Source organism: Lactobacillus sp. HBUAS51381, from assembly GCF_012641095.1.
GTDB lineage: Bacteria > Bacillota > Bacilli > Lactobacillales > Lactobacillaceae > Levilactobacillus.
Window position 1 is genome coordinate 1 of sequence record NZ_JAAVSC010000048.1, and the last position, 12,122, is coordinate 12,122.

The 12,122-nt window shown below is 52.2% G+C and carries 8 protein-coding genes; 3 read left to right on the top strand and 5 right to left on the bottom strand.

Features of this window, described 5'->3' with window-relative positions; all coding sequences use genetic code 11:
• The first annotated feature begins 640 nt into the window (after positions 1 to 640).
• Positions 641 to 4,699 (top strand): MucBP domain-containing protein, encoded by a 4,059-nt coding sequence (locus HEQ50_RS11785; RefSeq protein ID WP_168900699.1) that lies wholly within the window; start codon positions 641 to 643, stop codon positions 4,697 to 4,699.
• A 302-nt stretch (positions 4,700 to 5,001) separates the two neighbouring features.
• Here the strand turns inward: HEQ50_RS11785 and HEQ50_RS11790 are convergent, their stop codons facing one another.
• The 4 genes from HEQ50_RS11790 to HEQ50_RS11805 all read right to left on the bottom strand — a co-directional run bounded on the left by HEQ50_RS11790 (position 5,002) and on the right by HEQ50_RS11805 (position 7,630).
• Positions 5,002 to 5,520, bottom strand: a complete 519-nt coding sequence (locus tag HEQ50_RS11790) for an NUDIX domain-containing protein (RefSeq protein WP_168900700.1) — start codon at positions 5,518 to 5,520, stop codon at positions 5,002 to 5,004.
• Between the two features lie 95 nt (positions 5,521 to 5,615).
• Positions 5,616 to 6,254 (bottom strand): DUF421 domain-containing protein, encoded by a 639-nt coding sequence (locus HEQ50_RS11795; RefSeq protein ID WP_168900701.1) that lies wholly within the window; start codon positions 6,252 to 6,254, stop codon positions 5,616 to 5,618.
• A 3-nt stretch (positions 6,255 to 6,257) separates the two neighbouring features.
• Entirely contained in the window at positions 6,258 to 6,704 is a 447-nt protein-coding gene (locus tag HEQ50_RS11800) for a DUF3290 domain-containing protein (RefSeq protein WP_168900702.1), read from the bottom strand.
• Between the two features lie 47 nt (positions 6,705 to 6,751).
• Positions 6,752 to 7,630, bottom strand: coding sequence for a helix-turn-helix domain-containing protein (locus HEQ50_RS11805; RefSeq protein WP_168900703.1), 879 nt, complete (start codon positions 7,628 to 7,630; stop codon positions 6,752 to 6,754).
• A gap of 422 nt (positions 7,631 to 8,052) precedes the next feature.
• Here HEQ50_RS11805 and HEQ50_RS11810 point away from each other — a divergent pair, with 422 nt between their 5' ends.
• Both HEQ50_RS11810 and HEQ50_RS11815 read left to right on the top strand, forming a co-directional pair.
• Positions 8,053 to 9,297: an MFS transporter gene (locus tag HEQ50_RS11810; protein WP_168900704.1), complete on the top strand. Its 1,245-nt coding sequence runs from the start codon at positions 8,053 to 8,055 to the stop codon at positions 9,295 to 9,297.
• Positions 9,298 to 9,480: 183 nt separating this feature from the next.
• Positions 9,481 to 10,815 carry an NAD(P)/FAD-dependent oxidoreductase gene (locus HEQ50_RS11815; protein ID WP_168900705.1) on the top strand — a complete coding sequence of 445 codons (1,335 nt, stop codon included), beginning with the start codon at positions 9,481 to 9,483 and terminating at the stop codon, positions 10,813 to 10,815.
• 249 nt (positions 10,816 to 11,064) lie between these two features.
• Here HEQ50_RS11815 and HEQ50_RS11820 read toward each other — a convergent pair whose 3' ends face one another.
• Positions 11,065 to 11,508, bottom strand: a complete 444-nt coding sequence (locus HEQ50_RS11820) for an ASCH domain-containing protein (protein WP_168900706.1) — start codon at positions 11,506 to 11,508, stop codon at positions 11,065 to 11,067.
• Positions 11,509 to 12,122 lie beyond the last annotated feature (614 nt).

The following is a 12,122-nucleotide window of genomic DNA, read 5'->3' on the forward strand; positions in this document are numbered from 1 at the left end:
CCGCTTAAAGCATGGAAGAGATGGCCCGCCCTCAAAAACCGAGGACGGGCCATCTCTTTTTAATTTACAATTCAATACGGTCAGTTACTCGGTGCTTACTGTAGTCCATGCCTAGTGTCTTTTTAACTTAGACAAAATGGTCAAATTTGGAGACCGTCTTTTTTGATTTTTGGCTGGATACAAAGTAAAAGCGGAGAATTAACAGTCAAGGCAGCTTGATCCGTGGGAAAATTGCCAGCTTGTGAATCTTGCCTCAAAATATTATCGGTTGGGAACGTTCAACGGCGTTCGAGATGACGCCTAGACCTTGAAGCTAATGGCTAAAATGACGGATTATAATGAAAATTTTTCCTAATATCATCTTTTACAGGATTAAACATAAACAAAATTTTTAAATTTGATCAGTACATAATTATTCGGTAATTAGTCATCGATTAAGACCGAACAAAGCAAATACTTTATTCTTCTAAATCCCGGTTTAATCGGGTTTCTTCATAGCCCGGTGCAAACTTAGTAGAAATGCGTTCTATTTATGAATCGGCTTTCAACTTTTTATTTTCTTTTGCTGGTTAACTTGATAGTATATTGATTACCGGCAAGAGAACAAGATTATTTAAGGGAAATTTGAAGGAGAATGAAGATGACACAACGAGTTAAAACGAGTCTCTGGCTCACCGCAGCAGTTGCCTTAGTTGGAACGGGAATCTTCGCGGAACAGACAGCCACAGTTCACGCGAAAGTACGGACAGAACACACGGCGCGTAAGACGTCCAATATGGAGTGGTTTAGAAACGCTGAACTGCGGACGATTGTATTTAACAGTTTAAATAAATACAACAAGGGCAGTTGGAAAACCGAGGAATCCATTACCCAAGCCGACTTGAAAAAATACTTAAAGGTTTTAATTCTGGATAAAGAGACGGTCGGAAGTGTAGGTACCCAACAGGCTAAGGGGTTTGATCTCTCAGCTTTGAGATACGCACCGAACTTAGAAGTGCTTGAACTCGATGGTTCAGTGACGAACTTTGATCCTAAGGGAAATAATGATTATGGTATCCATCCCCGCCGTAACCCCCGGGGAACGATTAAGAGCCTGGTTACGTTGAGGGGCCTAGTTAACCTGAAAAAGCTGGTCTTGAAGAATAACAATATTGAAGATATTAATCCACTCGCTGGTTTACCTAAGTTGGATTATCTCGATGTTTCGAACAACAAGATTGAAGATTTCTCTGCGATTCGTGGCGAAGACTATGATGTCTTTAAGGGAGCGGGACAGTTAATCACCAAGAGCCTCTCTCTCGATGGTTCTACGCTTAAGGGAAATCTGCCAAACAAGACGACCTGGGTTGATGGCGAAAGGTACCAGATGAAACCGCTTAATCGTTACGCCATTCATTCATATAGTGAAGAGCAGCGGTCAGCGGCCACCGGAGATTACGAAGGGATTAAGCACTTCTATAAAGCACGGTTTAGTGCCGGGGACGCCGCAGAAGATGGCGAGAAGGGGCTGGAGTATGCCAAGTTAAAGCCGCAAGAGAAGGTTAAAGAAAGTGACAACTTCACCGATGGGTCGCTTTTGTTTGTGGGAACGGACGAGCGCTATGCCATGTTGGGGGAGATTCGTGATCCCGAGAGTAACGATGTTCTTTGGACGTATGTTTATTCTTATCGATTTACCAACACGCCTGCTCCCGTTAAGGTGTCATACGTTGATGCCGATGGGAAAAAGTTGAAGGACGATGACATTTTAAGCGGTGGTATCGGGGAAAAATACGAATCAAAGCCGGCTGAGATCGAGGGCTATAAACATAAAGAGACGCAGGGGGAAGCAACGGGATCATTTACCAGCGAAGAGCGTGAGATTGTTCATGTGTATATGGCGGTTGAAGATGACGATTCGGACGGCGACGGCGACACGAACGGGAATGGTTCTGACGGTAGTAGCGATGGCGACACCAACGGCAATGATTCTGATGGTAGTAGCGACGGCGACACCAACGGCAATGATTTTGATGGTAGTAGCGACGGCGACTCAGACGGTAACGGCTCCGATGGTAGTAGCGACGGCGACTCAGACGGTAACGGCTCCGATGGTAGTAGCGACGGCGACTCAGACGGTAACGGCTCCGATGGTAGTAGCGACGGCAACTCAGACGGCAACGGTTCCGATGGTAGTAGCGACGGCGACTCAGACGGTAACGGCTCCGATGGTAGTAGCGACGGCGACACCGACGGGAATGGTTCGGATGGCAGTGGCGACGGCGACACCAATGGGAATGGCTCCGATGGCAGTAGCGATGGCGACACCAATGGGAATGGTTCTGACAGTAGTAGCGACGGCGACACCGACGGGAATGGTTCCGACGGCGATGTGAACAGTAGTGATTCGGATGAATCGGGCGATCATGGTAGCGATAGTGATTCCGATAATGGCACAAGTACAGGTCCTGGAACTGGGGGGTCTGATAGTGAAGATAACGATTCTGGGTCGGACGCCGGTGATGGAGGCGCCGGTGGTTCCGATGGTGATGATAGCGACGGCGACACGAACGGGAATGATTCCGACGGTAGTAGCGACGGCGACACGAACGGTAACGGCTCCGATGGTAGTAGCGATGGCGACACTGACGGAAATAGTTCGGACGGTAGTGGCGATGGCGACACCAACGGCAACGGTTCTGATGGTAGTAGCGATGGCGACACGAACGGAAATGGTTCTGACGGCAGTAGCGACGGCGACACGAACGGTAACGATTCCGACGGCGGTAGCGACGGCGACTCAGACGGTAACAGTTCCGACGGTAGTAGTGATGGCGACACGAATGGAAATGGTTCCGATGGTAGTGGCGATGGCGACTCAGACGGCAACAGTTCTGACGGCAGTAGCGATGGCACCTCCGACGGTAACGGTTCCGATGGCAGTAGCGATGGCGACACGAACGGAAATGGTTCCGATGGTAGTGGCGATGGCGACTCAGACGGCAACGGTTCCGACGGTAGTAGTGATGGCGACACGAACGGAAATGGTTCCGATGGTAGTGGCGATGGCGACTCAGACGGCAACGGTTCCGACGGTAGTAGTGATGGCGACACGAACAGTAACGATTCCGACGGCGGTAGCGACGGCGACACCGACGGTAATGGTTCTGACGGCAGTAGCGACGGCAACACGAACGGTAACGGTTCGGACGGTAGTGGCGACGGCGACTCGGACGGCAACGGCTCGGATGGTAGTGGCGATGGCGACACCGACGGGAATGGCTCGGATGGTAGTGGCGATGGCGACACCAATGGGAATGATTCCGATGGCAGTAGCGATGGCGACACCAACGGTAATGGTTCTGACGGTAGTGGCGATGGCAACTCAGACGGCAACGGTTCCGATGGTAGTGGCGATGGCAACTCAGACGGTAACGGTTCTGACGGCAGTGGCGATGGCAACTCAGACGGTAACGGTTCTGACGGTAGTGGCGATGGCGACTCCAATGGTAACGATTCCGACGGCAGTGGCGATGGCGACACCGACGGCAATGGTTCTGACGGTAGTAGCGATGGCAACTCAGACGGCAATGGTTCTGACGGCAGTAGCGACGGCGACACGAACGGTAACGATTCCGACGGCGACACCGACGGCAACGGTTCCGATGGCAGTAACGATGGCGACACCGACGGCAACGGTTCCGATGGCAGTAGCGATGGCGACACCGACGGCAACGGTTCCGATGGCAGTAGCGATGGCGACACCGACGGTAATGGTTCTGATGGCAGTAGCGATGGCGACCCAGACGGAAATGGCTCTGACGGTAGTGGCGATGGTGACACGAACGGCAACGATTCCGACGGCAGTGGCGACGGCGACACCGATGGAAATAGTTCGGATGGTAGTAGCGATGGCGACACGAACGGAAATGATTCCGATGGTGGAAGCGACGGCGACACGAACGGCAACGATTCCGACGGCAGTAGCGACGGCGACACGAACGGCAACGGTTCTGACGGTAGTAGCGACGGCGACACGAACGGCAACGGTTCGGATGGTAGTAGCGACGGTGATACCGGCAACCAAGATGACAGTGGAACTGGTAATGGCAATAATACCGGCAATGGCAACGGAACTGGTAATGGTAATAACACCGGCAACGGTAACGGAACTGGTAATGGCAATAACACCGGCAATGGCAACGGAACTGGTAATGGCAATAACACCGGCAACGGTAACGGAACTGGTGACGGTAATAATACCGGTAATAACACTGGTAACGGCAACGGAACTGGTAATGGTAATAACACTGGTGGCTCTGATACCGGTAATGGTTCAGGCTCGACAGGTGGTAGCACTGACACCAATGGGCAAGGCACGACTGGGGATCAAACGACTGGTGCCAACGATGAAGCATCCACGGGCTCTACCGGTGGTTTGACCAGCGGCGGCGCTCATGATGAGATTTCCGACAGCGCCGACGACAGTGATGACTTGGGATCAGGGTATGGTTCCGGTTCGGACTATACGGGAAGTGGTGCTGGCGGTGATGCTGGCGTAACGGACCTCGGTCATTCAAGCGGCTACAGTGGGTCCGGTAGCACAGGGACTGGAAGTCTTCCCCAAACGGGTGAACAGAAGTCCAAGCTGGCTTGGCTCGGCGCCCTGCTGGGAAGTCTGGTTCTGGGCGGCTGGCGGCTCACACGTAAGCGGCGGTAAGCTTCATTCGAAATAACCAGTTAGCAGAATAGATGCGTACGATAACATGAGATGTAAATTGGTCTTAGCTCGTCTTTAGCAGGATTAGACAATCCGTTTTAGCCGACCACAGACTAATTTGAAATCGGTCAAAGTGTAAGAACGATCAAGAGGGGGAGTTAGGAAAAAATAAGCATTACGATTGCCGGCTGGTGCGCCTGACGGTCAATCAAAATCTTAATGATCGTGATGAACGTTTGGGGACGTCATAATTGATCACGAAAGCGGGAACCTTGCCTGAAATTGGCGAGATTCCCGCTTTTTTACTGGTGTTTTTGTAAATGTTGCCAAGCACGGTCGAGTTCAACCGTATAGGGATCAAAGCCAATCTGGGTCAGGTGATCGTGGGCCACCGACCGGTCGAAGAAGGCCACCTGTTGAAGCTCCGATTGCTGTACCGTAAAGGCCGCTGCCGGGCGGTGTGTTTGAAAGACAAACCAGGCGCTAACCCAGTGGGCGTGCGGTGTCAGCAGGTAGTTGTTGGCTGCGGTAACCGGCACATCCCAGCCAATCTCTTCGACAATCTCGCGGTGCATGGCGGTCATGATGGTTTCACCCGCCTGAACGGAACCGCCCACCGAAGAATCCCAGTAATTGGGGAAGTAGAGCTTATCAGGGGAGCGCTGTTGTAGCAGCACCTGGCCCGCCGGATTAAAGATAAAGGCATTGACCACCAGATGATATTCACCCGGTGCCAGTGTCTCTTCTCGCCGCCGGGTGCCAATTCGCTGGAGCTGCCGATTATAAATTTGCCACTGTTCTCGTAACTGATCTGCGGCCATCTTCCGTCCCTCCTTGGTGACTTTACTCTCAGGATACCACGGATGGGGTTAAACAATAAGTGGACAATCTAACTGCACAGTGGTCGAAATTCACGTTAGGCCTCATCGTACCGGGTGATCTCGAATTGATGATTTTCATATTTGGCCATGTAGACGTCGCGAATATTCTGCACGCCGCGCTGGGCCAGTTGGTCGAGTAGCCACGGCTCATCGTGGTTCATCAGCTCAAGGACATCTTGGTCGATCTGACCATCCACAATAATCGGATAGCGGATGGAGCCGTCCCCCTGGCGTAGGACCGTTAAGCTACCGTTCTGTTCGACGATGGCCCGTTTGACCTCCGCAATCTGGTAGACACCAGCCGTGCGGAGTTTAAAGTCGATTTCCTTGGCGGACAAATTCGCCTTCAGGCAATTGTGGACGAGCAGTTTGCCATCACGAATGACTGTAATCGGGCCGCCATCAATGAATTTCCCGATGACGCGGACGTGAATCTTCAGGTAGCGTGTAACCAGAATCAACAGCGACCAGATGAGGAGGACGAGGACGAATTGGAGCAGTGTGACGGATGAATTGTAGATGACCCCACCGACAATCCCCCCTAAGACGTAGTTCTGGACCTGATCGATGGCTGAGGTGGGGGCGAGGTTCCCCTTGCCAGAAAAGTTGATCAATACCGTCATAAAAAGGAAACCTACGACTAATTTAATAAAAACGTCTGAATAGATAAACATGATTTACTCCTTTACCAACTTAATTTGGGGATTTTCGAGCGTGATTTTTTCCAGAACAAAGCTAGCGCCATCCGAGCTGAAGACTAAGCGGTAGAACCCCTTGGGTGATTTGACGAGGAGGTCCGTTCCGGTCGTTGTGGCGTTGACGCTCACCTTCGCCGGTTTGACCTTGAGGTGGTGAGCCACCTGTTGGACGGTCGCCGTGATCTGCCCGGTTTGTTTGGAAGCGGACTGAAGCGAGACCAGGCTATTGATTTGTAGACCCAGCACCAACAATAATAACGTGGCTGTGATCACACTCAGGTCCTTGTATTTCACGTTCCACTGGTGCCGTAAGTAGTAGGCAAATAAGCCAATAAAGACGACCAGCAGGGCGATGAGCAGTCCAATGCGGACATATTGCCAGGTACTGTGCTGGGTGGTCAGGTAATGATAAGTATAGAAAGTCATGGTGGTCTTCCTCTCTAAATAAGGTGTCGAGATTAGTTTAGCACAGCTTAATGGGTCTGATGGTAGTCCGTCGCGTGCCGGCCCCAAATGGCTAAGAGTGTGCCGACGGTCAAATTGAAGCGAGAAGGTGGTAGCTGTCGCAGGTTGCGTTCTAAGCGGGTGGCGACGAGCGGATCGCCAAAATAACTTTCCCAAAGCCACAGGGAGAGGGTTTGTTCAAGGATGCCATCGTTGGTGAAATGGATGGTGTGACCAGCGGTAAATTGGCGTTTAAAGTTCTGAGCGGCGGTGTATTGCTTTTGGCTAAGCAACAGTTGTAGGGCGACCAGATCGAAGGATGCCCGAGTATCCATGACGTGAAAGGGGTCAGCCACCGCCGAGACGTAGCGTTCACAGGCCAAATGGTATTTACGAATCGTGGCCGGGAGGGAGGCTTTTTGCTGGACGGCCAGAACGAAAATCACCGAGCCAAAGGTTAGGTCCTGAAGGGTCCACGTCTTCGTCAACGTCAACTGTTGCCAAAGCTGCGTCATGGCGGGAGTCATCACGACCCCGCGTTGGTCGAAGGCCGTAATGAGAATGGTAGCCATGAGACCAATCCGGCGCTCCGCGGGATTGGTGCTCTGTAGGTAGTGAGTCGCGAGGTGGCCAATGCGCGGAAAGTTTTGTTGATCATAGGCTAGCATGACCTGACTGCGTGCGAGTTCACTGGCGGTGGGTTGGTCGTTATTTTGCATGAAGCGAAACTCGTTGGCACTCACCCCCAGCCGGTCGAGAATCTGAAAGAGCCGTTCTGCGGTGACATCGTGTTGGCCGCGCTCTAGGCGACTGGCAAACGAACGGGACAGGATGTTGCCGTACACTTCCCGTTGCGTGAATCCCTTGGATTGGCGAATCTGTTTGAGTGTGATCCCGATTGGTTGCATGTTTTTTCCTCCGTATTGAACGTGGCAAATATGCCCCATATTATACGCCTGTCGATCATTAATGACGATTATAATAAAATCTAAAGGTTGAAAGCTCACGAACATGCTCTAGTCCCCAGCTGACAAGGCTTATCGCCATAAAATTAATCATCAACGACCACCTGCGGCTACCAGAGATTCCGACGCTGTGGGGACCGCCTGCGGCCTGAGACGCGGGCTGACGGCTCAAAGCGAGGGAAAAGACAGCACTTTGGCTTTTCCCGTCCTGCCCACCGCGATCCAGACCAAATTTGGCAAACGGTAAGGCAGCCGGTACGCAACTATCATCTTATAATGGTTGCTATTCTTGTCACACCAAGGACTCTAGCTGTTTTCTATCTTTCAACCTTCAGATAATATCCAGAAAGGAAGTGATGTCGCTCATGATCACGCAGATTAGTAATCGGCAGTCGGTCATTCAAATTGTGAAGGCCGCCAGTAGTGACATTATTGGGACGTTAGGCGGTGATACGTTTAGCTTTGCGGTGGGCCTGATGCTCCTGCACCGCACGCATTCGGCGATTAGCTTTGGCTTGGGGGCCATCATCTATCCGGTCGTGGGCCTATTGTTGGTCATGCCGGTGGGAAATCTGGTGGATCGGCGGCCCCATAAGTCATTGATTCTCGGAAGCAAGCTGGTCGCCATCTTGGCCTTCGTGCTGTACAGTTGGCTTACCACGCGGATCAACGCCCCGATGGTGTTAGCCATCCTATTAATCGTCATGATTGCCAGTTGTGACAAGGTGACCAACACGACCTTTACGGCGGCCGTCCACGAGCTGGTCAACGACAATCACGTCAAGACGTTGGCGACGATTGAACAGGCCGCAACCGCAGGCATTCAGTTGGTTGCCCCCGTCTTAGCCGCCATGTTGTATGGGTGGATTGGATTTTTGGGTATCGTGCGGGTTGTAATCGTGGCTGACATGCTCACCTGGCTGATTGCGCTGAGCATGCGGTTCCATCCGCTAGTCAGCACGGCAGACGAACCGGTGCCAGTCAAGGGACAGTGGGCCCAATTTCAGGTGGGACTGCGGTACATTCACGATCATTTTACGTTGCTGTCAGTGGTGACGATGGGGATCTTTTTAAACTTCCTACTCGCGTCGATTGACGTGGGACTGCCCTACGCCATTGTGCAGACACTTCATCTTGGAAATACGCGGTTGAGCTGGATTCTGAGTGCCTTTTCCGGTGGCGTCCTACTGGGTAATCTCGTCCTGTCCGTCCTGCCTCGATTTAAAAATGTCTTACTGGCCGTCTTACGGTTATCAATGGTCATCGGCGGGCTGATTGCGGTTATTGGGGGGATCTTTATCGCGCCGCTGACCGCAACGCTACTGATGACTAGTCTCATTGGCATTGCCTTAGTTATTGGCGTCACCCTGGCATTTGTGAACACGCCCATGTCCGTTTATATGCAGATGACGGTCCCAACGGCTTTACTGGGACGGGTGGGCTCGACCTTTTCGACGTTGATGCAACTGGCACTACCGCTGGGGACGGTGGCCTATGGGGTCTTGTTCCAACATTTGCCGGCCGGACCGGTCTATTTGGTCACGGGAATCGTGATTGTCGGGTACATTGCCTTGAATCTCCGACGGGTAAAACGCCACGGTCGGGCGTAAGCAAATTGACTGGCGAAACGGATATTCCGTGCTAGAATTAACTGTAAGTTTACGGTTAGTGGAACCGCTGGGTGACGAGTGTTGTTACCGCGATCCCGCACCGTTTAGCCGTCTGGGCAAGCCAACTGTTCATCAGTGGACTTGCTCAAGCATGGTGATTCTAAGAAGGGAAGGTTTAGGCGGATGCAAGAATTCGATAGTGTTGTGATTGGTGGTGGCCCCGGTGGTTTAGCCGCTGCATATGGCTTACAGGCCCAAGGGATGACCGTTGCCGTGGTTGAAAGGGATCTTTGGGGCGGCACGTGTCCAAATCGTGGCTGTGACCCGAAGAAAATTCTGATGGCCGCTGTGGAAACACAGGGGCGTGCGGAGGCCTTGCAAGGGCATGGTCTAACCAGCGTTCCACAGATCGATTGGCCGGCCTTAATGGCGGCTAAGCGGGCGTATACGGAAAAAATTCCGGCCGGTACCAAGCAGGGACTGGTTGCGACTAAGATTGCCACCTTCCACGGGACCGCCAGCTTCAACGCGGATGGGACGCTAACCGTGGGTACGGAAACGTTAACGGCGGCCAATTGGCTGATTGCGACCGGGCAGACGCCAAGAATCCCCCAAATCGAAGGGGCCCAGTGGCTGAATACGAGCAATGAATTCTTGGACCTCGATCACTTGCCAGCCGACATCACGCTGATGGGTGCGGGTTACGTGGGCGTGGAATTGGCCGCCATTGCCAGCGCGGCCGGCAGTCGCGTGCACCTGATTCACCACAGCGACCGTCCGTTGCGTGCCTTTGATGGGGACCTCGTCAAAGACCTGCTGGATCGCCTGAAGGCAGACGGCGTCGATGTGCAATTGAACACGGACATTACCGCGGTGGCCCCCGCCGATGACCAATTTAAGGTGACGACGGCCACCGGGGAGAGTTGGACCACGGGGATGGTGTTTGCGACGGCTGGTCGACGGCCCATGGTCGACGATCTCCATTTGGACCGCGTACACGTGGCCACCACGCCTCATGGGATTACCGTGAATGGTCAGTTGCAGACGACGAATCCCCACATCTTCGCTTTGGGGGATGTTGTCGATCGACCTCAACCGAAGTTAACGCCCGTGGCTGGCTTTGAAGGCCGGTATTTAACACAGGTGCTGACGCAGCCGGATGTACCGGATATCGTATACCCGGTGATTCCCTCGGTAGTCTATGGAAAATCGCAGTTGGCCCAACTCGGCGTGACACCGGCACAAGCGGCACAGGACACCGATCGCTATCAGGTCAACGATCTTGACCTGACGCACTGGTACAGTTATCAACGAATTCAAGACCCCCACGCCAGAATTAAAGTCGTCGTGGCGAAGAAAACGGGCCGCATTGTTGGCGCATCGGTTCTGAGTACGGAGGCGGAACAGGTCATTAACTACCTGGACTTCGTCACCACGAACCACATGAGTAGCGCTGACATCAGCCAAACGATTACGGCTTACCCAACGCTGGCTTCGGATTTAACCTACTTCAATTAAGTGAATTTCAAACCGTAGCATGTGCCTGCCAGGGCTTCGCCTGCTGTGGGGGACACTTCCAGCAAAGGGTGGGCTTTCAGTTCGCTTGCAAGCCGCCCCGAAAGCGTGAGTCTTACAAGTCGCCTCACCACAAATGGTGACTTGAAAATGTTGACCTTTAGCGGATACACCGAGGTCAGTAATGCGGACAATAGCATTTAGATAAATTGGTTTAACCAAAAAAATGTCGCCCAATTTGGGCGGCATTTTTTAGTCAATTCGTTCAAAAACCTCACAGTAACAGGGAATCTGCTCGTTAAACTCCCGGCCCATTTGACGATAGGCGGCCTGGAAGAAAGCCCGGTGTTCGCGGCGCCACGTGGCCAATGTCCGGTCATCTTCGCCTTCGTGGTAGGCGTGCTCGGCGCTGACTTGATCAAAGGGGATGGTCTCAACAACCTTGGTCTGGGTCACGCAGACGGGTTGGCCATGTCCATCAAGAATCACGTTGTATTCGCCAACGAAGGGGAGCGGTTCGTTGGGTTCGTAGAGGTCCAGTGCGGAAGTGGTGGCCGTCTTGGTGCCAACCGCGATGAGATGGGCCAGTAACGTGGCACTTTCATCGGTGCTGCCCATGGCGTAGGTGTCGTGATGGTTAGTGGTAATTTCGGGATGGCGGGCTTTAAAGGCCTGCCAGAATGGTTCAACGTCCATGTGACGTCATCTCCTTAGACGATTATTCAACTTAAATAATATAATATCGTTATTCGATAATCAATTGATTGAAAATCAATGTATAGCTTGTGCTTGCCGACCAGTAGATTCTTACCGAACCTGAAGAAAAGTAGGCAATGAATAAATTTGTAATCATTTTGTTATGGAAAGCGCTAGGCATTTGGAAGAAGATTTAGCTATAGCCTGACAGAGCTATAACGTATCATCCATCAAGTGTGAGTGAGATGCTTGATGAGCAAATAAATAGACGCGGCTTAGCGGTTCCCCTGAACCCACCGAGTCGCGTCTATTCTTGTACTACAATTCAATGATTTTATTGAACTTCATCCGCCTTGATAGTGCATTCGCAGATTCCGAGTCAGTGGTGATAATGAATAAGACATCCCGCGATTGATTGGCTAGAGACGCAATGAAGCGCCGTAACACGTTAGAATTCACAAGTGATTTCAAATCTTCTGGATTAGGAAAGTTCGGTGCAACGACGGCTAACCTTTGTTCACGGGCATACTGAAAAGCGTTGGCGAGCATTAGATGCCCCCCCCCCCCGACTTTGTGAATTCACTCAAGCTAGATTTAACATCCATCGTGAGTAC